This is a genomic window from Bacteroidia bacterium, assembly GCA_041391665.1.
Classification (GTDB): domain Bacteria; phylum Bacteroidota; class Bacteroidia; order J057; family J057; genus JAGQVA01.
The window spans coordinates 2585370-2610469 of record JAWKNO010000001.1 but is presented as its reverse complement, the minus strand read 5'-3'; the positions used below and the strand labels follow the sequence as shown (position 1 = coordinate 2610469).

General features: G+C 46.7%; 16 protein-coding genes and 1 pseudogene. 13 read left to right on the top strand and 4 right to left on the bottom strand.

Annotation, left to right across the window (positions count from 1 at the left end; genetic code table 11):
• Positions 1-114: 114 nt before the first annotated feature.
• On the bottom strand, positions 115-591 hold the full coding sequence (locus R3D00_10720) for a transcription termination/antitermination NusG family protein (protein ID MEZ4773643.1): 477 nt from the start codon (positions 589-591) through the stop codon (positions 115-117).
• Positions 592-1750: 1159 nt separating this feature from the next.
• Here R3D00_10720 and R3D00_10715 point away from each other — a divergent pair.
• The 4 genes and pseudogenes from R3D00_10715 (at position 1751) to R3D00_10700 (ending at position 7514) form a co-directional block, all read left to right on the top strand.
• Positions 1751-1927 (top strand): annotated as a pseudogene (locus R3D00_10715) (aminotransferase class V-fold PLP-dependent enzyme).
• 135 nt (positions 1928-2062) lie between these two features.
• The gene (locus R3D00_10710) at positions 2063-4108 is read left to right on the top strand and encodes a DUF3857 domain-containing protein (protein MEZ4773642.1); all 2046 of its coding nucleotides are present in this window, start codon (positions 2063-2065) and stop codon (positions 4106-4108) included.
• A 2-nt stretch (positions 4109-4110) separates the two neighbouring features.
• Complete coding sequence (locus R3D00_10705; protein ID MEZ4773641.1) at positions 4111-6060, top strand: DUF3857 and transglutaminase domain-containing protein; 1950 nt, start codon at positions 4111-4113, stop codon at positions 6058-6060.
• 47 nt (positions 6061-6107) lie between these two features.
• Positions 6108-7514, top strand: a complete 1407-nt coding sequence (locus R3D00_10700; GenBank protein MEZ4773640.1) for an alpha-L-fucosidase — start codon at positions 6108-6110, stop codon at positions 7512-7514.
• A gap of 817 nt (positions 7515-8331) precedes the next feature.
• Here R3D00_10700 and R3D00_10695 read toward each other — a convergent pair.
• Positions 8332-9957: an FAD-dependent oxidoreductase gene (locus tag R3D00_10695; GenBank protein MEZ4773639.1), complete on the bottom strand. Its 1626-nt coding sequence runs from the start codon at positions 9955-9957 to the stop codon at positions 8332-8334.
• Positions 9958-9960: 3 nt separating this feature from the next.
• Positions 9961-12027, bottom strand: a complete 2067-nt coding sequence (locus R3D00_10690) for a M48 family metalloprotease (GenBank protein ID MEZ4773638.1) — start codon at positions 12025-12027, stop codon at positions 9961-9963.
• A gap of 118 nt (positions 12028-12145) precedes the next feature.
• On the opposite strand from R3D00_10690, the gene R3D00_10685 reads away from it, so the two are divergent.
• The gene (locus R3D00_10685; GenBank protein MEZ4773637.1) at positions 12146-12565 is read left to right on the top strand and encodes an SUF system NifU family Fe-S cluster assembly protein; all 420 of its coding nucleotides are present in this window, start codon (positions 12146-12148) and stop codon (positions 12563-12565) included.
• Between the two features lie 6 nt (positions 12566-12571).
• On the opposite strand, the gene R3D00_10680 is transcribed toward R3D00_10685, so the two are convergent.
• The gene (locus R3D00_10680) at positions 12572-12985 is read right to left on the bottom strand and encodes a hypothetical protein (protein ID MEZ4773636.1); all 414 of its coding nucleotides are present in this window, start codon (positions 12983-12985) and stop codon (positions 12572-12574) included.
• 100 nt (positions 12986-13085) lie between these two features.
• On the opposite strand from R3D00_10680, the gene R3D00_10675 reads away from it, so the two are divergent.
• The 8 genes from R3D00_10675 (at position 13086) to R3D00_10640 (ending at position 25100) form a co-directional block, all read left to right on the top strand.
• Positions 13086-13565 carry a gluconokinase gene (locus tag R3D00_10675; GenBank protein MEZ4773635.1) on the top strand — a complete coding sequence of 160 codons (480 nt, stop codon included), beginning with the start codon at positions 13086-13088 and terminating at the stop codon, positions 13563-13565.
• 99 nt (positions 13566-13664) lie between these two features.
• A complete protein-coding gene (locus R3D00_10670) occupies positions 13665-16046 on the top strand; it encodes an alpha-L-rhamnosidase C-terminal domain-containing protein (protein MEZ4773634.1) in 2382 nt (793 codons plus the stop codon).
• Between the two features lie 509 nt (positions 16047-16555).
• Positions 16556-19021: a glycoside hydrolase family 9 protein gene (locus R3D00_10665; protein ID MEZ4773633.1), complete on the top strand. Its 2466-nt coding sequence runs from the start codon at positions 16556-16558 to the stop codon at positions 19019-19021.
• Positions 19018-19248: a hypothetical protein gene (locus tag R3D00_10660; protein MEZ4773632.1), complete on the top strand. Its 231-nt coding sequence runs from the start codon at positions 19018-19020 to the stop codon at positions 19246-19248. Before R3D00_10665 ends, R3D00_10660 begins: the two co-directional genes overlap by 4 nt.
• A gap of 470 nt (positions 19249-19718) precedes the next feature.
• Positions 19719-20909 carry a hypothetical protein gene (locus tag R3D00_10655; GenBank protein MEZ4773631.1) on the top strand — a complete coding sequence of 397 codons (1191 nt, stop codon included), beginning with the start codon at positions 19719-19721 and terminating at the stop codon, positions 20907-20909.
• 20 nt (positions 20910-20929) lie between these two features.
• Positions 20930-21370 (top strand): hypothetical protein, encoded by a 441-nt coding sequence (locus R3D00_10650; GenBank protein MEZ4773630.1) that lies wholly within the window; start codon positions 20930-20932, stop codon positions 21368-21370.
• A 39-nt stretch (positions 21371-21409) separates the two neighbouring features.
• Positions 21410-23590, top strand: a complete 2181-nt coding sequence (locus tag R3D00_10645; protein ID MEZ4773629.1) for a radical SAM protein — start codon at positions 21410-21412, stop codon at positions 23588-23590.
• A gap of 91 nt (positions 23591-23681) precedes the next feature.
• Positions 23682-25100 (top strand): AAA family ATPase, encoded by a 1419-nt coding sequence (locus tag R3D00_10640; protein MEZ4773628.1) that lies wholly within the window; start codon positions 23682-23684, stop codon positions 25098-25100.

The window sequence follows — 25100 nt, the reverse complement described above, 5'->3', positions numbered from 1 at the left end:
ACTTTATTTCTGGTTCATTTGTGATATTACTGAATCAAACCAGCACATATTTTTGCACATGGCTCCGCCCACAATAGCCCCGGAAGGTCTATGCCTGGTCCCATTTCAGGTCGCTTACTCCTGCGACAAGATCCGGTAGCGCAGTTCGGCAGATTCCACAGAAACATAGCAGCGAAGCCCTTCAATCAGCAGATAGACCTTGTTGTTCCGGCTTGGGTCAACGACGACTCCTGTCAAACCGATGAATGCCCCGTTTTGAATCTCTACCTGCTTGCCAATGATCAGTTGTGACTGTTCTACTGTCACAGGTTCTTCTGAGTAATCAGCGGCCTTGATTTTTACAAGGTCTTTAGGAGTAAGCCGGGCATACTCCTTGCCAATTTGGACAAAGCGGGAGATCTGGGTCACTTTTTCAATATCCCGCAATCGCTCAGGGCCAGCTTCAATAAACACATAGCTGGGAAACAAAGGGATTTTCAGCCAGTTTTTTCCGGTTTTGCTTGGCTCCCGCCTGGTAGGCACGTAAGCAGCGATTCCCAGCGCTCTGAGGTTCTCTGCTGCAACAATTTCGGCCTTAGCTCTTGAATACAAAACATAGCAACTCATCATCGTAAATAGCAAGGTGAATTCGAATGATTATTCTGCCCAAAAGGCATCTTGATTGTATGGGGAATGCGCTAGTGACAAAAGCATGGGTTTTGCTACAGGGCGAACCAGTCATTTTTCTTTGCTCGCATATCCTGCTTTTTCACAATGATGGAAAGATTAAGGAGATTTGTCGCTTCCGCAACCATCCCTTCTCATGAAATATCCCACCCCCCTGAACCAAATGTCTTCCTGATGGCTTTGGTCCTGTTCTTCACGCCCAGCTTGCGGTAAATGTTGTTTACCTGCTGCTTGATGGTGCCCCCCGCCACGCAATTGCGGTCGGCAATGCCCTCGTAGGTGAGGCCGTCGCGGAGGCCTGTGAGCACATCCAGCTCGCGGGGGCTCAGCCCGTGGTCGCTGGGGGCTTCCTCCCGGGCAATCTGCCGGAGGCTGTGATCGGCTTCCTCCCGACCCAAGCCGCTTTACATCCAAAGCAGGCGCGGGGCGTTCCGCCAGATTACCGGCAGGCCGCCCGGGCCTGGGGTCGGTTCTGAAGTTTAGACGCAGAGAGGGACTGCCCGCAGACTGGTCGAGAAACTGCTGGCAGACTTTCTGAAACAGGGGCCAGATGCTGTACTTGCCCAGCAAATACATCACAAAGGCTGGCTTGGAAGACTCATGGGCGAGAATCGGATTCATGAGAATGTAAAAAAAAGCGAAGAAACGAGCAGTGCATATGGGCATTCCCCGGTTTGCAACCCGCCAGCCCTATCCGGGATTGGATATAGCTGTAAATTAAGAGTTGGAATTTTGTTTTTCGAGAAAATTTAGACACAAAAATCCTCAATAATGTGAATTGTGAAATAAGGCTCCGCCACAGAAAGTCCCATTGAGGCTATTCTGATACAGAAGCAGGAATTATCGTTATAATGTTACGTTAAATTTTTCTGATGTCCAAATTATTTATTTCTACAATTGCAAAACATCCCAATGCTCGTATTTCCATGCAAATCCGGGGGTTGCGGCTGGTCTCATATACCCGTCCTCGAAGCCCGACTAAACGGCTATTTATATATGAGGTGCTGTGTTTGAAGATTCATATATGCTCATTTCCGAAAGCCTGGGCGCAATCATACCCTGGCGTTTTCAGCACTACTACCCTACGATCCTCAACGAATCGGGCGTAGCCATCCGCGCCGGACACCACTGCACCCAGCCCCTGATGCAACTGCTGGGGCTGCCCGGGACGGCGAGAGTTTCGCTGGGGGTTTATAATACAACCGCAGACATAGACCTGTTAATAGAGGCGCTGGAAAGGGTGCGGGGGGTGTTTGGGTGAAATGATCACAGGTATGTTATAATAAAGAATAATTAATCAGGGTTTAACCAAAATTCAGGATTTTTATTTTGTGGAAACTTTGGTGTTTTCATATCTTACCAAAAATATTTCATAGGATCTAAAACACCAACCCATATGAAAAATCATCTGATATGGCAGGTCATTACTCTTGCAGGTTTTACCATACCATTCCACCCAGCTTTTGCACAACCCGCCAAAATTGACTTAAATGAGATAAAACAAGAGCTTGAAATGACCAGCTATGAAGCAGATCCGGATGCAGGAGCAGTCATTCTTATGGATTATGGTGAAGCCTATATCGAGCCAGGGGGTGGTGATTTTCAGCTTAAATCCACAAAATATTTTAGAGCCAAGGTATTCAAAGAATCGGCGTTTGATCTTGCCGAAGTGGAGATTAACTACCTGGACAGAGAAAGCATTGAAAAAATCGGCAATGTCAGAGCTGCCACCTACTATATGGAAGGGAATAAGGTTAAATCTTATGAGATTTCGAAGAAGGACATCACAGATACAGATATTGGAGATGGCTGGCGAAGTATCAAATTTACACTCCCTCAATTAAAAGAAGGATCTGTATTCGAATACTCCTACCAGATTACCTCAGGCTATATTTCCAGAATCAAACCCTGGTATTTTCAACATTATTATCCGGTGGTGCATAGTGAATACCGAACCCGTATCCCTGAATGGTACCAGTTCCTGCCTCTGCTTAAAGGAAGCCTGGCTCTTACCGACCGCAAATCATCCAGCTTCAGCCGGTCGGTTACTTTCACTGATTTTGACCGTGGTTCTTCGGGGTTGAGAGACTATAGAACAGGAAACTCACAATCCCAGACCGTACAATATCGGGGAGAAGATGTCTATTATATCATGAAAAATGTCCCTGGTTTTGTCAGGGAACCTTATATAACTACCGTTTCCGATTATCTCTCCTCCCTGCAGTTTCAGTTACAAACGATACATTACCCGCAGCAGCCGCCCAAACCCATACTCGGAAGCTGGGAGCAGCTGGCCAGAGAATATATGCAGGACGAGTCATTCGGACTCCGGCTCAACGACAACCGCATCCGCAGGCTTGTAAAGGATCTGCCTTTGGAAGGAAAAACACAGGCAGAACAAACAGAACTGATTTACAATTTTGTGCGCAGTTCGATGAAGTGGAATGGCGAATTTCAAACCATAGCACAAAATCCTTTGCATACAGCATTTGAAAGAAAAGAAGGCTCCAGCGGAGAAATCAATCTGATCTTACTCGATATGCTGAAAGAAGCAGGGATTAATGCACAACCCGTGATTCTCAGCACCCGCTCTCATGGCAAAATTCAGCAGATTTTCCCGATCTACTCGCAGTTTAACCATGTGATCGTTGTGGCGAGAGTCGAATCAGGCCCCATCCTGCTCGATGCAATCGATGATTTTATGCCGCTGGGTATGCTTCCGGCCACTGACCTCAACGAAACCGGGTTTATCCTGAGCGAAAATTCGCCTGCATGGGTAGATGTCAATCCCAACCACAATCAGGAAACCACGTGGATGGTCAATATGCGACTCGATGAAGAAGGAACGCTCGATGGCAGTCTTTCGCATACCGCCAATGGGTATGCCGCCGCAGATGCACGTTTTAGCCTGAGTGAGCTAAACAAAGACGAAGAGGAGTTTGTCAAAAATCATATTACCGACGAATGGAGTGAAGTCGAATATTCTGAAGTCAAAACAACCGCTGCGGATAATCCTGCAAAACCCTTCGAAGTATCCTGTCATATCACCGGAACCGATTTTGTCAATGTCGCCGGAGATTTCATTTATGTCCAACCCCTCCTCTCTGTAGCACAAAAAGAAAATCCATTCAAATTAACAGAACGCACCTATCCGGTAGATTTTGCCATTCCGATTCATGAGAAATATTTTTTAAATCTTCTGATCCCGGAAGGATTTAAGATAGAAGAATTACCCAAAGCGACCAAGGTTGTACTGCCTGACAATGGCGCGACTTTTTTTTATCAGGCCAAAGAAATCGGCAGTAACCAGATTCAACTGGTGAGTGATATTGTCATTGCACAAACCGTTTTCAGACCCGATGAATACGAGTATATCAAACTGTTTTTTGACCATATCGTAACCAAACACAGCGAGCAGATTGTGCTCAAAAAAATTGAATAACGATGATTGACACAATAACAGCCACTAACTGGAAATCTTTTTTCCGGGCATTTTCCTATACCGTTTTATTTTTTTGCCTTCCGCAGTTGCTTCCTGCCCAACTGGCGGTTTCGCTGATTCCCGACTCCCTGTTGAAAGACGCCAATGCAGTCATTCGCCAGTCTGACGAGATTATCATGATGAAAAGCGACAGGAAGTCAGAGATTACGGTGGATCGCACCATTACCATCATCAACCGCAATGCAGACGATCTGACTACGATTTTTGTTCCTCATGATAAATTTTTCACCGCCAAAGAGATTTCCGGAGAAATCTACGATGCAGCAGGAAATCTCGTGAGAAAACTAAAAAACAATGAAATCGAAGATATTGTGCCCGACGACGGCAGCAGTTTTGTCAACGATAGCAGGGCATATGTAGCCACTCTGAAACACGACCGATATCCCTATACTGTTCATATCCGCTATATCCTGGGGCAAAACGGACTGTTTGGGTTCCCGGCATGGATGCCACAGGATGATGAGAATGTCTCTGTCGAAAAGGCCCGGCTGGAGATCATCACCGCAGAAGGCCAGGACTTCCGCTATAAAGTGGTAAATATGCCTGAAAAGCCCTATATCGTCGAGGATAAAGGCAGCACGCATTACTTATGGCAGGTAAATAGCCTGCCCGCGATTGAAACCGAACCGATGGGGCCTCCCTGGCGGGAATATGTGCCGGTGGTTTACCTTGCCCCAACTTCTTTTGAGATACAAGGATATAAAGGAAAAAACCAGTCCTGGAGCGATTTTGGCATGTTTTTCCATACGCTAAATGCAGGCAGAGATAAATTGCCCGAAGAACTGGAGAAAAAAGTCATCGCACTTACAGAAAAGCTTCCGACAAAAGAAGCCAAAGTACAGGCCATTTACCGCTACCTTCAGGAGAATACACGTTACGTGGGCATTCAACTGGGTATCGGCGGCTGGCAAACCTTTGATGCAGAATATGTCTATAACAATGGCTACGGCGACTGCAAAGCACTCAGCAATTATGCCAAAAGTATGCTCAGCGCTGTGGGAATTAATTCTCACGCAGTCCTCATCAAAGCGGGAGATTTTACCTCAGATATTTTGCCTGATTTTTCCAGCAGCCAGTTTAACCATGTCATCTTGTGTGTACCCAATGAACAAGATACGATCTGGATGGACTGTACGATGAACAATCACCCGGCGGGCTATCTGGGGATGTTTACCGAAGACCGATATGCACTGGTCGTAACGCCGGAAGGAGGAAAACTCACCCGTACGCCATCCAGCCCGCCTGAGTCAAACCAACAACAAAGAAAGGCTTCGGTTAGCCTTGACAAAAAAGGAAATGCAGTGGTAAAGGTAGTTGTAACTTCTACCGGTTATCAGCAGGATAATCTGGCGCAGGGCATTGTTACACTTTCTGAAGGGGAAAAAGAAAAATGGATCAGAAACAGTATTTCCGCCAAAAGCTTTGAACTGACAGGATTTAAGTTTGATGGCGCAATTGCTTCAGAATTACCCACTTACCGCTATTCGTATGACCTCAATGCGGTCAACTGGGCAACGGCTTCAGGAACCCGATTTTTCCTCGCGCCCAACCAGCTGGAACGATACAGCAACCTTCCTGAAAAAGTTGAAAGCCGCACTCAGCCGGTCGTAAGTAAATATCCATACTGGGATACCGACACGATTGAATACCAGTTGCCGGAAGGATTTGTGATCGAAAGCATGCCGGAAATGCCTCTGCATGTGGAGAGCGATTTTGGCGTTTATGAGGCGAATATTGACTTTCAACCCGAAGTGGGAAAACTTATTTACACGCGAAGCCTGCTGATGCATAAAACCCGCAAACCAGCAGAATCCTATGAACCCTACCGGGACTTCATACGCAATATCATTAAAGCCGATAAAATACAGGTGGTATTGTCGGGAAAATCGTAGGAATGGGTTAAATTAGCCAGTGATTGTCTGGCTAATACTACCACGTTATGAAATACCACATCCTGCTTCTGACCGGCATTTGCGCCCTGATGCTTTTTTCCTGCAAACCTGCACAACAGTCTGCCGCCGAACCACCGGTACAAGATTTTACTCACGAAACTCCTGAAGCATTTGACCAGCGGATGGAATGGTGGCGCGATGCAACTTTTGGTATGTTTATCCACTGGGGGGCATATTCTGTACCTGCCGGTGTTTATAAAGGAGAAGAAGTGCCGGGTATCGGTGAATGGATTATGGAAAAAGCCCAGATACCCGTTTCCGAATACGAACAGTTTGTGGCCCAGTTTAACCCCGTAAAGTTTGACGCAAAAGAATGGGCTGCTATCGCTAAAGATGCTGGCATCAAATATATCGTCATCACATCCAAACACCACGATGGATTCTGCCTCTGGGATTCGGAAGTATCCAACTACGATATCATGGATGCCTCCCCTTTCAAAAGAGATATTCTCGGCGAACTCAAAACCGCCTGCGATGAGGCCGGAATCAAACTTTGTTTTTACCATTCGATTATGGACTGGCACCACCCCGATGCACAGGCGCCATTCTACCCCAAATACAACGACAAGAACCAGACGAACCCCAACTTCGATCGCTATGTACAGACCTACCTCAAACCCCAGCTCACCGAACTGGTAAACAAATACAACCCCCCGGTCATGTGGTTTGACGGAGAATGGATTACAGACTGGACCCACGAGGATGGACTGGAAACTTACAACTACCTCCGCAGCCTGAATCCCGCCATGATCATCAACAACCGGGTGGACAAAGGCAGACAAGGGATGCAGGGGATGAACAAAAACGATCTCAACTACGCCGGCGATTTTGGCACACCTGAGCAGGAGATTCTGGAAGGCACCGCTGCTTCAGACTGGGAATCGTGTATGACCATGAATGATACATGGGGCTTCAAATCAGGCGACAACAACTGGAAATCAGCGGAAATGCTGATACACAACCTCATCGAAATTACCGCCAAAGGCGGAAACTACCTGCTGAATGTCGGACCAACTTCCGAAGGATTGATTCCTGCACCGAGTGTCGAGCGACTCGCCGAAATGGGCGACTGGCTGGATGTAAATAAAGAAGCCATCTATGCCACCAGCCGGCTCAACAAATTTCATGAAGGAGATCACACCTTCTACACCCGGAGCAAAGACGGCGCCTTCATTTACGCGATTTCAACAGCCTGGCCCGGCAATACCCTGCGTCTCAAGCAGGTACGTCCCGAAGCCGGTAGCGAAATCACCATGCTTGGATATGAAGGAACCCTTTCATGGAAAATGGAAGGAGACGAAGTAGTCATTACCATCCCCACAGACCTTCAACAGGTAAATAACCGTCTGACAAAATACGCATGGACGATTAAGATTAAGGGGGTGGAGGTTTAGGAAATGCCCCATTGAGACGGAGTCTTTTATTGTATCTCACTATGCAATCAGAGACGTTTTTTAACCAGAATTATAAACCTATTGCGATCATAAAATGCACTTCTGCTAAGCTTTGCGTGAACCCTCACGATGTTGATCGAAGATCATTTCCCTGTGTGGGGACGCAAAGTAACGCAGAGTACCACGCGGAGTAACGCAGAAGTCACAACACCCTTTGCGTTACTCTGCGATTCCTTTGCGGACTTTGCGTGAACCATAAAAATATTGATCGAAGATCATTTCCCTGTGTGGGGACGCAAAGTAACGCAGAGTACCACGCGGAGGAACGCAGAGAGCACCTTGTCTTCCTTTGCGAAACTCTGCGATTCCTTTGCGGACTTTGCGTGAACCATAAAAATATTGATCGAAGATCATTTCCCTGTGTGGGGACGCAAAGTAACACAGAGTACCACGCGGAGGAACGCAGAGAGCACCTTGTCTTCCTTTGCGTTACTTTGCGTTACTTTGCGATTCCTTTGCGGACTTTGCGTGAACCATAAAAATGTTGATCGAAGATCATCTCCCTGCCTTTGAACGCAGATTACGCAGAGTACAACGCATCTGCAAGAGCAGACAGGAATTAACGCAGAGAGCACCTTGTCTTCCTTTGCGTTACTTTGCGATTCCTTTGCGGACTTTGCGTGAACCATAAAAATGTTGATCGAAGATCAGTTTCATTAAGTTGCAAACATATGAGGACGTAGAGGAAGCGCAAAGTCTAGCAGAAACTCCCAATTACTTTATAATTCCGAAAAACAATGATCTAATAATAAGAAATTCACCCCTCCGACATCACATATCGTAGCCAGTCTGGCGGAATAACCAGAATCTGCCCGTCATCCAGCAACCGCTCTCTGAGCAGGCTGTAATCCAATTCCTGAACCGGAATATTTTCATCCGCTACCATCGCGGCTGCACTCCCTGCACTTTGCCCCAAAATCATAAATGTGGGCAAAATCCTTATCGCACCGTAGGCCACATAACTTGATGATGGGCAAGTCGGCGTGATGAGATTGGTGCATTCCGACCGGCGGGGAATCAGCGCACGCCACGATATAGGAAAGGGTCGCCAGTCATTTCCGCCGAAAACAAATCCTTCATTGTAGGCAAACCCGTCTTTGACAATCCGCCGCGCATGATGTGTATCGGGCGGCCACCAGGCAATGGCAACAACATCGTCAGCGACTTTAGGATTTTCCCTGCGGGTATGGTGTTCGGTGATTACATAATCGGAAACCATTCGCCGGGCGCTGCGGATATACAGTCGCCGTGGCCAGCCGCCGTTGTCGGTAAACTCATCTTTGGATAACCCCCACCCGGCCCAGTTGGCGCGCGTAAGCGAATCCACGGCGGGATCGTTTTGCAGAAACCAGATCAGTCCCTGGGTAAAATCGCGGTGATACCTGACGATACTATCCTGCGTCGCATAATTTCCTGAAGGATATCGCCAGTTTTCGCCGTAGAGATTGGCGGAAAGATCGTGCCAGCTTCCCAGGTCTGTTTTTCCATTTTCGCGGTTTGCGGAGGGGGAAAACAGTTGACCGCCAGCTTTGAGGTAGCGGCGATAGATTTCGTACGTCTGCGGGTTGTAGTTTTGTGGTTTCAGGACAGGAATCACATTGGCAGAATCACGGGTAAGACACAGCCGAAAGCAAAAACCCTGAATATATTTGTCCGGCGCACCATTTTCGCCGATTTTACCCGGCTGAATGGTCGGAATAAGCCCACTCTCAGGATCACCGGGAACAATATAGGGATCGACATTTACCGAAAACTGGCGGTAATCATTTTTGATCTGTATGCCGTTTTTAGTTTCGTCGTATTTGGCATTGCCTTCGCGGATGGTTTCGGTAGTTACCCCCGCAAAATGCAGGAGATGCCCTTCGACCGAGGCATCGATGAATACTTTGGCACGAACTTCCATTCCGTTTTCGAGCACGACACTGCGAATGGAGGCCCCGTCTTTTTTCACCCCCTTATTTTCCCGGATACGGGTATTTCGGATGAGGGTGATATTTTTTTCGCGGGCGAGGAAATCCTCAATAATGTCTTCGGCGACGGAAGGTTCGTAAGGCGAATACCAGTCAAAATCCCCGAACCGGGGTTCGCGGCCATAATGCGCTTCGAGTGCGGTATATACCTCTCTGGCGATGCCACCAATAACGACCGAGCTACCAAAGCGAATATCTTTTACAATCCCTTCAACCATCATACCGCCGGGGTGGCCGGTAGGTTCGACAAGCACGACCGACTTGCCCATCCGCGCCGCCTGAATGGCGGCAGTAAAACCCGCTTCGCTGCCGCTGAGGATGAAGATGTCGGTTTGAACGACCGGCCCATCGGTTGAGGTGCAGGAGAGGAAGAGGATTAAAATCCAGAGAGTTACCCATTTCGATATCCGCATTTTTTAAGCTGCTATGTCGGTGGAAGGAAGCAATTGCCTTTGATAATGAAGTAAGTCTTTTTTCAGCAAAAAGTAAGTCCGCAATAACAGAAACTGGTAATACCTTACTGCGTCGAAAAACATTTCAATATAATCCTCAAAATAATCCGGACTCCTGAAATAAACCCAGTCTTTGGAAATATATTTTTCGAGCGTTTCCCTAATCTCTGGAGTAATTTCCTGTTGGAGCAATTCGTTCCCAAGCATCTGCTCAATATCGGGCTTTAGCCTACTATTTTCCATTCTCTTCAGCTCGATCATATTTGTCTTAATTGCTTCAACTTGCGTCTCTTGATGCATGAATGAAGCCAATTTCATCAGTTCAGAAATAAACTCAAGCTTCTGGTCAAGTTCCTGATCATAGGTAAAGTAGCATTTATATTTATCTTTCAGAATGGAGTCCAGTCCTTGGCTTTGGGCAAGGTGGCAGAAAAAGATGAAGATATCCTTATCGTGTTGGGCAAGCAAATTATTCAGCTCTGTCAACTCATTTTCCAGCTTCTTTTTGAGCATTCTGCTGTCTTTCGCACCATATTTAACACCGTCATAATCAAAGCTTTTAATTTTGATTTCTTTGTTCATAACTGCCGTGAAAAACCTGATATTTTGCTCAATCTCTTTTGCAGAATACACCATTTTCAGTTTATCTTCAGCAAAAAGCTCTTCAAAAGCAAATGCAGACTGACTATAGTCAATACTATCTACATCAAATAAAACCGGTATCCTGTCGCTATAAAAGCCATTGTATATTTTATCAAATGAGTTTTTTTCATGCACTTCGACAAAATCTCTGATAAAATCTTCCAAACTATTATCAGAAGGTTTTTGGGAGTAGTTTACAGAAGAAAAGATCAGCGTTGTAACAAGTTCCTGAATCTTACCAAGATGAGAAAAAAGTTCGTTGGCGGGCGGGGATATCAGTAATTTTTCTCCAGAATCCAGTTTCCCTATTGCTGCAATTCTATCTTCTATTGCTGGATGAGATGCCCATTGGTCTTTGATGACAAGTTTTGACTGGTTGTATTTATTCAGATTGTCTAGGTTAATTTGGGGTAAATGATTTTCAAAATCCAGCCCAATTTCCTTTCCTAAGAAATCCATGACAAAGAATTGTTCTTCAAGCAGGTTTTTACTTTTAATTCCATCTTTAACTTTTAGGTCGTAGAACTGCAAGACAGAATTATACGCATGCTCTGCAAAAGGCACACGCAATAATCCGGATCTAAACTGGCTTCCCCCCGTCACACTGACAGCAACTGCATCTGCATGAAACTCCATTTCTCTGGATAAATTCAAATAGCTGAGATTAACCACTTCGTAGGTCTTTTTTAGTAACCATTGAATCCCACGAATTATATATACAGCCAGAGAAACAAAAATCGAAAAATATCCACTTATATTGGCCCAACGCTCGATCAGTTTATTGTATGACTCGTTTTCAAATACCAGATTATAAATCACCCGGTTTACATTGTACACAAAACTTCCCAAACGCATGCTTTTTTGCGAAAAATGGCCAAACTCGTGAGCAAGAATCGCTCTTAACTCTTCAATTGTTACAGAATTAACCAACCCCAGACCAATATGTAGGTTCTTTTTTATCGGAAAAAACATACTCCAGAAACTGGAATCATAAAAGACTGAAGCACCTACCTGACTTGATACATAGATTTTGCCGGGGAAATCAGTTCCTGATTCTTTCACCAAACCGTCAACAAGTTCAAACAACCCAGGTTGCTCTTCTTTACTGATTTCTACCCAGTCATCAAGTTCAACTTCCCTGGTTGTGAATAAAAATTTTATCAGGAAAATCAATATTAGAATCCCTAAACTTATTAAACCAATCCCACCGAGAAGGGCTATGATGCTGGGAAATGAGATGATTAGCCAAATGCCCAGATAACCACATAAAACCGTCATTGCTATTGATAGCAGGACAAGCAGAATATATACTACAAAAAACATTAAAATCGCCAGGACCGCTTTCACAACACCTGTTCTAAACTCTTGGGAAACCTGAATATCTTTCATTTCGAATATTTAACAAGCTTTATTCACTTATGCCATTTATTCGGTAAAATGGAAACACAATTAAGGAAAATTTCCCTAAATTTTTATCGAAAGAGAAAAATCAGGTATTTTCACCCCCATGTCCCACTCTCTCTACCATCCCACGATCCTCCACCACAATGACCATCCGGTAAGGTATGAAAAAATGCCCGACGCCGACCGCGTGGTTGAAGCCTACAACCAGTTTTGCGGGGATCAGTTTTTCCTGTATATCAAATTTGAAGGTGAAGTGATTGCGGATGCTTCTTTTCATGGCTATGGCTGCGCCCTGTCCAAAGCTTCGGCTTCTCTGCTGGTATCGCTGCTGCCGGGAATGGATAAAAGGACATTTGAAAAACTTCATCAGCCTTTCCAGGCGCTGGTTTCACCGGAAGCAAATTTCCCCCAACCCACCGATCTTCCGGAACCGCTGTTTGTTTTTCAGGCAGCCAGGGATTTCCCCGCCCGCAAAAAATGTGTACTCCTGACCTGGGATGAACTGAGCAGGCAATGGAAATAAACGATCCTACTTCCTCTTACCCTGAAAACTGGCACTGGTCTGTTCGTATTGGGTAGTACCATTGCCATAATAAGTTCCCTCATTGTAAATCAGGCTGTCTTTCCCGGTAAGGTGAAAACTCCGCCCATTACCAGAACCGTAGGCATTTTCATATGATTTATCATCTTCCAGGATAAACCCCAATGGAGGATTATCTCCTACCACAAACCAGATGCTGTCAGTGGTGGTTACAACTTCTATTGTCTCTGTGTACGTAGTGTCCCATGTAGTCAGGCCGGACTGTGGATTCAGTGATTGCAGGGTGCGGTACATATTACCCGTGTAAAGTCCCTCGCCGGCCTGCTTGTTGAAATCTTGTTTGAGACAGCCAGCCCATACAAACATCGCAATCAGGATAAGAATAATTTTGTGTTGATTCATAGTTTATAAAAATAATGGTTGAATAGAATAAATACAATCATACCTGATATCACCCTTCTGTAATGGCCAAACTACTATATTCACAGGAAAAACGCGGTATATGAAAATCTACTACATAATGGGCGTAGCTGGTTCGGGCAAATCCACCATCGGGAAAATGCTGGCTGAAAAACTGAATATCCCGTTCTTCGATGCAGACGATTTCCACCCACCATCCAATATCGAAAAAATGAAAAGCGGCCAGCCGCTCAACGACCTGGATCGCATCCCCTGGCTGGAAAATATCGCTGTTACGGCCAGAAACCAATTGGCTGGTGCCGGTGCTGTGATTGCATGTTCTGCACTGAAAGAAGAGTACCGGCGTATCCTTGCCAAAGAAATCGAAGGGCAAACCGAATGGATTTTTCTTAACGGCAACAGAGCGATCATTGAAGAAAGGATGTTGCAGCGCAAAGATCACTTTATGCCGCCGGCGTTGCTCACCTCGCAATTTCAAACGCTTGAAATGCCTGCCAACGCCATTACGATCGATATTTCCCTTTCTCCGGAAGAAATTATCGCTCAGATCGTCACAGAATAGGATACTATAAAGAAAGGTTCTGTTTATCTTATGGGTAAATTTTCGTGTGAATTTGTGTTATTCGTGGCTTTCAAGATATTCCAACTAACGCCTCCTCCGATGAAAAATCTTCTCCTCCTATTGCTCACACTTTTATTTTTACCCGCCAGTCAGGCCCAGAATGTACCTATCAATCCCAAATGGATCAATGGTTTCTGGGAAGCCAGATGGATTATTCACCCCACTGCTCCTGCACAGGAATACGGAGTGTATCACTTCCGCAAAAAGTTTGACCTGGCGACAGTTCCGTCCACTTTTATCGTCCATGTTTCCGCTGACAACCGTTACCGGCTTTTGGTTAATGGCAAAGAAGTAAGCCTCGGCCCTGCCCGCGGCGATCTCCGCCACTGGCGATTTGAAAGTGTCGATATCGCGCAGCATCTTCATACAGGTGAAAATGTGCTGGCTGCCGTCGTATGGAACTTTGGAAAACATTCCCCCGCAGCTCAGACGACACAGCAAACTGCTTTTATCCTTCAGGGAGAAGGTGAAGCCGAAAAAATAGTCAATACCGACGTTTCGTGGAAGGTGGTGCAAAATGAGGCCTATTCACCCGAACTGAAAAGTTTCTGGGATCTTCACACCTATATTGTCGTAGGCCCGGGTGATATTGTAGATGGCAAAAAATACCCGTGGGGCTGGGAATCTTCCGGATACGACGACAGCGGTTGGGTTTCCGCCGGACAGTTATCAACCGGGCAGGGATTTGGACGGGGAACCGACGGCAACTGGCTGCTTATGCCACGCGACATACCGATGATGGAAAGTTTCCCGGTAAGACTGCAACAAGTGCGCAGAAGCAGCGGAGTTGATGTTCCGGCAAACCTTCTCAAAGGAACCACCAGTTTAACCATTCCGGCAAATACAACCGTCAGCATGCTGCTCGACCAAACGTATCTGGTTACCGGTTATCCTGAGTTTACGGTAAATGGCGGCGCTGAAGCAGAAATTAAAGTTAGCTATAGCGAAGCTTTATTTGACGCCAACCGGCAAAAGGGCAACCGCAACGAAATCGAGGGGAAAGAGATGAGAGGGTATGCAGACCGGTTTATGCCCGATGGAGGAGAGAATCGCGTGTTTCGCCCCCTTTGGCTTCGCACCTGGCGGTATATGCAGCTCGATATTCAGACGGGAGATCAGCCGCTGGTGTTGAAAGATATTCAGGCATCTTATACCGGTTATCCATTCGAAGAAAAAGCCCGGATCACCACAGACCAGCCCTGGCTTTCTGACGTATGGAAAACCGGCTGGCGAACGGCACGACTTTGCGCCGGAGAGACCTATTACGACTGCCCCTACTACGAACAACTTCAATATGTCGGCGACACCAGGATCCAGGCGCTGATTTCGCTATATGTAGCGGGCGATGACCGCCTGATGCGCCGCGCCATCAACGACTTTGAGGAATCAAGGCTGTGGAACGGCCTAACGCAGAGCCGTTATCCCTGCCAGAAACTACAGTTGATTCCCACGTACTCGCTATTCTGGGTTTCTATGATCCACGACTACTGGATGCACCGGCCCGATACCGCCTATATTCATTCGCTTCTGCCGGGAACACGCGCTGTACTCGGTTGGTACGAAACACAGATGAACAGCCAGAATCTCCTCAAAAAAACCCTCTGGTGGAATTTTGTGGACTGGACCGACGAATGGAGAAACGACCCAGATGCGGGAATTGGGGGAATCCCTGTACAGGATGCAGAGGGAAACAGCAGTATCCTCAGCCTTCAGTATGCTTATACCCTACGGCAGGCAGAAGAACTTCACCGCGCCTTCGGAGAAAACTATTACGCCGACCGTTACAAAAAACAAAGAGAACAGATTGTCAGGGCGGTGTATCAGCGTTGCTGGAATTCGGAGAAAGGCCTGTTTTCGGATGTTCCCGGGCAGGATATTTATTCGCAGCACGCCAATATGCTCGCCATTCTCACCGATGCCGTGGCAGAACAGGAGCAGCCAAAACTTATGCAGCGAATACTTGAAGACAAAAGCCTGATCCAGGCGACGTTTTACTTCAAATTTTACCTTTTCCGCGCCCTGGTCAAAACCGGAATGGCCGATCAGTACCTGCCCCAGATTCAGCCCTGGCGCGATATGCTTGACCTCGGACTGACGACATTCGCCGAAAAACCCGATCCTACCCGCTCCGATTGCCATGCGTGGAGTGCCAGCCCCAATTACGATTTGCTGGCCACCGTTGCGGGAATCACACCAGCTTCTCCAGGCTTCAAAACTGTGAGGATTGCCCCGGCACTGGGAGATCTGAAGCAACTCACCGCTTCCATGCCGCACCCTTCAGGAACCATTTCCATGACCCTCGACAATCAGGGCAAAAAACTCAAAGCCGAGGTGGAACTGCCTCAGGGGCTGTCAGGCGTATTTGAATGGAAGGGGAAAGAATATCCGCTTTCGCCGGGGAAAAACTTGGTTAAAATTTAAATAATTCCTTTACGGATTTTGATGATCTTCGATCGACATCTTGAGGGTTCACGCAAAGTCCGCAAAGGAATCGCAAAGTAACGCAAAGAGTGTTGTATAGTCTCTGCGTTCCTCCGCGTGGTACTCTGCGTAATCTGCGTTCAAAGGCAGGGGGATGATCTTCGATCAACATTTTTATGGTTCACGCAAAGTCCGCAAAGGAATCGCAGAGTTTCGCAAAGGGTGTTGTAGTCTCTGCGTTCCTCCGCGTGGTACTCTGCGTAATCTGCGTTCAAAGGCAGGGAGATGATCTTCGATCAACATCTTTATGGTTCACGCAAAGTCCGCAAAGGAATCGCATCTGCATGGGCAGACGCAAAGGGTGTTGTGTAGTCTCTGCGTTCCTCCGCGTGGTACTCTGCGTAATCTGCGTTCAAAGGCTGAGAGATGATCTTCGATCAAAATATCTCTCAGTTCTCGGAGAGTACGCAAAGCGTTTGTAGATTACATTCAAATTATCTTTCCTCAAAATGAAAAACTACATTCTATCCTTGTCTTGTGTGCTGATGGCCGGAATTACATCCGCTCAAAACAACATCCCCATCAGCGAAAATGATTATTTCGAAGTACCCGGACTCAACGTCATGGTCTTTCAGGACTTTTACCCAGACGGCCATCAGGGCGGAGTCACAATAGTACAAAATGGCGAACGTGTTGCAGCCAACGGCGATCTTCGCCTCGAACCCACGCCCGGACAATGGTCGCCCGTACCTAAAAAGGGTAAAACAGACATCGATCGCGAAAACAACGAAATCCGCGTAACACTATGGTATCCCGACTCCTCCAAAAATCGTACAGGGTTTAATCCTATCGATTATCCTGACCTCAACTTTACCTACCACGTCAGGGTGAAATCTGAAGGCGAATCGTTTCGCGTTTCTATTGACCTCGACAAACCGCTTCCTGACGAATGGTATGGGAAGGTCGGATTTAATATCGAATTGTTTCCCGGTTTCTACTTTGGGAAATCTTTCATCATGGATGACCAACTGGGCATTTTCCCCCGTCAGGTAAACGGGCCGGTAAGTTATGACGGAGATAAAAAAATCCACTCCCAGGCACTTGCTTCAGGAAAAAGACTGGTAATTGTCCCTGAAAAAAAATCGGAGATGATCGTTTTTGAAGCAAATGGACAGGAAGTGCAACTGCTCGACGGCAGGGGAGAATTTAACAACGGCTGGTTTGTCGTCCGTACCCTCGCCCAAAAAGGCAAACTAAAAAATGTACTGGAAATGGTTATCACCCCCGGCCATGAAAAAGACTGGAAATACCCGCCCGTCATTCAGGTGTCGCAGGTGGGATATCACCCCGGCCAGCCTAAAACTGCAGTGATAGAGCTTGACGCGACCGATAAAGGGCTCGGAGAAATCAGCCTGTGGAAGGTTTCGGAAAATGGCGGACTGGAAAAAGTGAAAACCGCTCAGCCGGAGTTTTGGGGGAAATTTTTGCGGTACAACTACCTGCGGTTTGATTTTTCCGATGTCAAATCTGCAGGTATGTATCAGGTAAAATACGGGGAAACGCTTTCGATTCCCTTCCAGATCAGCCCAGCCGTATATGACCGCCACGTATGGCAGCCTACACTCGAATATTACCTCCCCGTACAAATGTGCCATATGCGCATCAATGACCGGTACAAAGTCTGGCACGGACTCTGTCACGACGACGACGCGCTGATGGCGCCGGTCGATCTCAATCATTTTGACGGTTATGTGCAGGGTAAATCCACATTAACCCAATATCAACCCCACCAGTCCGTACCCGGCCTCAATGTCGGCGGCTGGCATGACGCAGGCGACTACGACCTCCGCGTCGAATCCCAGGCCACCACTACCCGGATGCTGGCCTATATGTACGAATTGTTTGGGGTGAATTACGACGCCACGACCATTGATCAGGCGGGAAAAATCGTTGAAATGCACCGCCCCGACGGCAAACCCGATGTGCTCCAGCAGATTGAACACGGGGCGCTTACCGTTGTCGGCGGATATGAAGCACTGGGTCGCCTCTACCGCGGAATCATCTGTTCCGACCTTCGCCAATACACGCTGCTGGGCGACGGAATGGTCATGACCGACAATCTCAAATACGACCCTTCCCTGAAAAAAAATGAACGGACCGGAACCACTTCCGGCATCATGGACGACCGCTGGGTATTTACCGAAGAAAATCCCCGCCGCGAAATCGGCGTGGCCTCCAGTATGGCCGTGGCTTACCGCGCACTCAAAGGCTACAACGATACCCTCGCCAATGATTGCCTGGGCATCGCGCAGGCGATCTGGGAACAGTACAAAGATGCCCAGCAACCGGGAATGATCGATCTGGCCGCAGAATTACTCCTTGCTACCAAAGATAAAAAGTATGAGACTTTTATCGTCAGCAGACAGGAACAAATCGTCAAAGCCATCGGCTGGTCAGGCCCATCGCTGGCCAGAGTTGCAGGCGTAATTCAGGATAAAAAGTTTAACATGGCCATTCGCGCGGCGATGGCCGAATACGCCAAAACGCAGGCCGAGCGGGTGAAAGAAACCCCTTTCGGCGTAGAATACCGGCCCAATATCTGGGGCGCAGGCTGGGGCATTCAGAGTTTTGGGGTAAATCAGTATTTCCTCCACAAAGGATATCCCGACCTTTTCCCCGCCGAACCTATGCTCAATTCACTCAACTTTGTGCTGGGTGTACACCCCGGCAACAATACTGCTTCTTTTGTGTCGGGAGTTGGGGTCGAATCGATCATTGTGGCGTATGGCGTCAACCGCGACGAATGGTCGTATATACCGGGCGGATCGGTTTCGGGCACAGCCCTCATTCGCCCCGACCTCCCCGAGCTGAAAATATGGCCTTACTTCTGGCAACAAACTGAATATGTGATGGGTGGCGGTGCCACAAATTTTATGTTTCTTGCACTCGCAGCGCGAGACTTACTACAGAAATGAAACCAAAAATCCTGCTATTTACCCCGCCCTTTACCCAGATGAATACGCCTTATCCGGCGACGATGTATCTCAAAGGTTTTCTCAAAACCCAGGGATACGAAGCCGCTCAGGCCGATCTGGGAATGGAGGTGATACTCCGCATGTTTTCACGCGCGGGGTTGCAGGATGTTTTTATGGATCAAATTGGGATAGTTACTAACCCAACATCTATCTATCCGAAACCTTAGTCTGCTGGCAAGAAAGGCATCCTCAAATCCCGATTATCAAGAATAAAATTTCTCAAAAATCCAGGTAACCGAATCCGTTTTGTCTTTACCCCCCACATTGCTCATGGCTTATTCCCATTGAAAGTGACTTCACTAAGGGACAGTCAAAAAATAACTTCCGCTTTTGACGCGGTCTTTTGCACGAATATTGCGTCAGAAAAAGCCTCATTTGGCTCGCCAAACTCGGTTTTTCTTCCTTGTCTTCGCACAAAATCCCTTAGTAAAATCTGGAAGTTATTTTTTTCCACTCCCTAAATTGCAGATGCACTGGTTTTTTACATGATCCGAAAATCGAAATATATATTTGACAATTCTCTTAAAAATTTGTTATTTGACACCATCCTTATTGTAGTATCCCAATTATGCTTCATTTTTACAAAATCTACAGATAATTTGCCTTGACTTTATTCAACTTCATTAAACCCAAAAACATGCAAAAAAAACAATTAAACATTATTTTGTCCATTATGATTAATTTATTTTTAATCAGTTGTCAACAATCCCATGAATCCATTATACAACCGAAAAAAGAGAGTAATTCTATAGCCATATCTGTTCATTCAGGGATACTCGCTTTTGAAAACTGGCAGGATTTTTATAAACTGGCCGATTCTTTAGGAAACCTCTCCAAAGAAAAACGACGATCTTGGGAGTCTCAACATGGATTTATTTCACGAGCTTCAATATTTGAGAATATATTGGAAGCCGAAGAACAAAGAGAGCTAGAATATTATCGGACTTATTTGGATCAGGGATATAATGACGATCAAATCGTAGCATTAGGTATTCCTAAACCAAAGCACTCAGAACTATATTTGGAAGCTAGAAGCAAGAACGAAATTATCATATATGAAGATTCTGATACAGCAAGTACATATACAATTAATTCTCCTATTGCCCATGCTACCTGCCTGAGCGCGGAAGGTTTTGTGATAGTAGGGGATACTCTTTCTCTATTATTAAGAGGCAGTATAAGACATTGGATTGATGGGGAAATAGAGAACAGACATTATCTTTTTAGGGTCACTAACAGTAATTTTTCGTCAGGGATTTTGGTTGCAAACACACCCGAAAACGGAAACCAAAGAAGTGCTGCTTCATGGGGATCTGCTTCATATTTCTATAGGTGGGTTTATGAAGCGGGATCAAATCCAAAACGCAGAGCAGCGTATCAATTAAGAGGCTGGGCTACTGATTATTCTATACCAAATCCAACAGACATTACAATCGAACACTGGTTTGAACTTTATGCTCAGAAAAAGAGTTTTGGTGAATGGGCAGCAAGGAGCAGCTATCGGCCTAATTTTCACATAGCGGGTAATTGGGTACACAAATTTGGCAAAAATGATCCTCATGGATGTAATATTAATTATTCTGTTTATTCATCCTGGTCGAATGGCAATAACTCACATAACAATCATTTTTTGTCTCCCATTGTTGATGAGATTGTTCCGGCAGATAATTTTGCCTGGCAATATGAATTCCTTTATCCCCATGGTATCTTTCAAGTGATGGATGGTTTTTGCGAGCTTTTCCGAGTGACACAAATGGATGTAAATGTACATGCTGTAGGTGATGGGGGAGGAACGCTTGATCTGGTTCGTCATTTATATTCTGAATAAACTCTTTAAATCCTTCAACTATGAAAAATTTTAAGACTTATTTTGTGTTGATAGCTTTTTCGTTATTGCTGTTTTATTCCTGTAGCACCGAACTTTCTAATCCATTGGCGCTCGAACTGACGCTGCGCGTGGTAAATGAACAAGGAGAGCCTGTAGAACAAGCCTACGCTTATTTTTCCGTGGAGGAAACCGCTGAACAAATCGCCGCGAAAGTAGATTCTTTGGGGCTAACATATTCAGAAGCCATTTTGAGATCCACCTCTGCGCAGGGAATGTTGTCTTTATACCCCATCATAGACTTTGGCGGAATCGAAGAAAACACCGAAATTCATTTCTATATCCGATCTCCCCTGAATGGTTCCTCTGTTAATTCGTTTTCCGACAATCTGGAAACAACACAATCTTTTATCCTAAAAAAACTGAAAGCCAAAGCCTACGATATAGAAATCGTTTTACAATAAAATCTGAGTATAATTGCAGGGGGATATCTGCTTAAACAAATGAAACCAAAAACCCTGCTATTTACCCCGCCCTTTACCCAGATGAATACGCCTTATCCGGCGACGATGTATCTCAAAGGTTTTCTCAACACCAAAGGATACGAAGCCGCTCAGGCCGATCTGGGAATGGAGGTGATACTCCGCATGTTTTCACGCGCGGGGTTGCAGGACGTTTTTGACGAACTCGAAACCCTGGAGATGGAAGTCTCCGAAAATGTTTACCGGATCTATCAGTTGCGTAACCAATACCTGAATACCATTGAGCCGGTGATACGGTTTCTTCAGCACAAAAACCCTACCCTCGCGCATCGCATCTGCGACCGGAGTTATCTGCCCGAGGCCAGCCGTTTTCAGCATAAAGATGACCTTGAGGAAGAGTTTGGCACCATGGGCATTCAGGACAAAGCCCGCCATCTGGCGACGCTTTACCTCGAAGACCTTGCCGATCTGATCAAAGAGACCATTGATCCGCACTTTGGGTTTAGCCGGTACGCAGAAAGGCTGGGTCGCACCACTACCCATTTTGATGAACTGGAAACCGAGCTTAAAGTGCCTGATACGCTGGTTATCCGCTATCTTCAGGAAATCGTCGAAGAATATATTCGCCGGGAAAAACCACAACTCGTATGTCTCTCCGTGCCTTTTCCCGGCAACCTTTTTGCCGCCCTAAAAACCGGGCAGTACCTCAAAACCCATTATCCCGAAATCAAAATCGCCCTCGGCGGCGGCTACGCCAATACCGAACTTCGCCGCCTGCGCGAACCCCGGGTATTTGATTATATTGATTTTGTCTGCCTCGACGATGGCGAGGCGCCGCTGCTTTGCCTGCTTGAGCATATCGAAGGGCTGCGCCCAGCATCCCAACTCAAACGCACCTTTGTGCGCACCGATAAAGGTGTTCGCTTTCTCAACGGCGCCCCCGAAAAAGACATTCCCCAGCGGGAAGTCGGTACTCCCGATTACGAAGGGTTGTCGCTTCAGCAATACCTCTCTGTGATCGAACTGACCAACCCCATGCACAGCCTCTGGAGCAACGGACGGTGGAACAAACTGACCCTGGCACATGGATGTTATTGGGGTAAATGTTCATTTTGCGACATCAGCCTAGACTATATCAGCCGGTACGAACCTGTGGACGCCGCCCTGCTCTGCGACCGGATGGAGACGATCATGGCACAGACAGGAGAAAACGGTTTTCACTTCGTGGATGAAGCCGCCCCGCCTGCCCTGATGCGCGACCTCGCCCTCGAAATCATCCGCAGAGGTTTGACCGTAGTCTGGTGGACCAATATCCGTTTTGAAAAACGGTTTACCCCTGACCTGTGCCGCCTACTCAAAGCTTCTGGCTGCATCGCAGTTTCGGGCGGACTCGAAGTAGCCTCCGACCGGCTGCTCAAAAAAATGAAAAAAGGCGTAACAGTAGGACAAGTGGCACGGGTAGCTCAAGCTTTTTATGAAGCAGGGATAATGGTTCACGCTTATCTGATGTACGGTTTCCCGACACAGACTGCACAAGAGACTGTAGATTCCCTTGAAATGGTCAGACAGATGTTTTACAATAACATCATTCATTCAGGCTTCTGGCACCACTTTGCGATGACGGCGCACAGCCCGGTAGGATTTGATCCGGCGGCATACGGCGTAGTGCGGTCGGGGCCGGACTTTGGCGGATTTGCTGACAATGATTTGTTTCACGACGATCCGGAGGGTGCGGATCACGAGGCATTTAGCGAAGGATTAAAGAAGTCGCTGCATTATTATATGCTGGGATATGAGTTGGATCGCCCTTTGGGAGACTGGTTTGATTTTGCCATGCCGGAGCCATCTGTCCCAGGGAATTACATCTGGAATGAAATTGAGAAAAGAGACCGTACACACGCCCCCACGAGCCGCGTAACCTGGATCGGGCCTTTGCCGGAGAAAGACTCTTATCTTAACCCCCAAACGCGCACCCGGCTTACCTTTTACCTCAAAAACGAAGACTGGGTGTTACAGACATCCTATAAGATCGGAGAGTGGCTTTATGAGCGGTTTCCGCGGTTTTTGCCCGGAGCAGAAAATCCTATGCTTTTTCAGGAACTAAAGACCGAATGGGAAGAAGAACGCTGGGGCCCATTTGAGGATTTGATTCAGTCCGATTTGTGGAGCGAACTCAAAACAAGAGGGCTGATGATGGTGTGAATGGAAAGCCGGTGATTCAATTCAAGGAAATCACATAAGAAAATGCTAATTTGGGATGAATTATCATTCTGTTTTCTCTAAATAAACCTCCATGCCCGATCCCAAATCCCATTTACTCAAAGACCTGCTGGGAAAGGATGATATTACACTAACCGAGGATCAGGATGATGCCCTGCATGTTTTTATTGATTTTCTGCGAAGCAAGCAGGCTTTTTCTGCCTATCTGCTTACGGGTTCTGCGGGTACGGGTAAAACTTTTCTGATCAGTCTGTTTACCCAAATTTTGCGAAAATCGGGGTTTAAGGTTATCCTGCTTGCACCTACCGGCAGAGCTGCCAAAGTGATCAGCAAACGCACCAAACGCCTCGCCTATACCATTCACCACCATATCTATTCTCCCATCGAAAACAGCGCGGGAGAACTATATTTTGACCTGAAAGAAAACAAGGAAACGGGCCGTGTGATCTATATTGTCGATGAGGCTTCCATGATCGGCAACCACCGCGACAGCAATACACAAAACAATCTGCTGGTGGATTTGCTGGCTTATGTTTATTCCAATGATGATAGCAACAAGCTGATCATTGTAGGAGATCCGGTGCAGTTGCCACCAGTCGGCCACAATGATTCTCCGGCGCTTGACCCTGATCTTTTGCTTAAAAGCGGTGGCCTCCGGGTATTTCACGCCCACCTGTCGGAGGTGCGCCGCCAACTGGTGGACTCAGGTGTATTGGAAAATGCCGTCCTGATCCGCGATGCCTATCAGGCAGGTAAACCCAAAAAGCTTCTGATTGAATCCAACCGCGATGTTCAGGTACTGGAAAATGCATGGGAAGCGCTGGAAACCTATATGGGGTATTTTGTAGCCGGAGATCAGGACAGGGTGGTGTTTCTCACCTACTCCAATTACCAGGCTACCCGCGTCAATCAGGCGATCCGCAACCAGATGATACAGGAGGAAGAATTGCTGGTAGCTTCAGATCTGGTCATGGTGGTGCGAAATAACTATGCATGGGGCGATCCGAAAAAATTTCCCTTCATCGCCAACGGAGAAATGGGAACCATTCGCCACGTACATCCCGAAACCCGTGAAAAAAAGTATGGGCTGGAGTTTATGGATGTGGAAATCGAGTTTCAGGATACCCGGGGCGAACCTTTTCCGGTAGAATGTAAAGTAGTGCTGAATCTATTGCAGGACAAACAGCCACAGCTTCCTTCGGAAGTGATGTATCGCGTGTTGCAGGAACGGCGGCAAGAGTATATAGGCCTTCCCAAAAGCAAAGCCGCAGAAATGATGCGTACCGACCCTTACATAAATGCCTTACAGATTAAGTACGGATATGCTATTACCGGCCACAAATCACAGGGAGGCCAATGGGAAAATGTGATTATTGCCTTTGAACCGGACTATGGAAATGACCTCCAGGCTTATGTAAGATGGACCTATACAGTTTTTACACGTGCCGAAAAACGAGTTTTTATGTTAAATTGTCCTTTTTACAAAGATTAA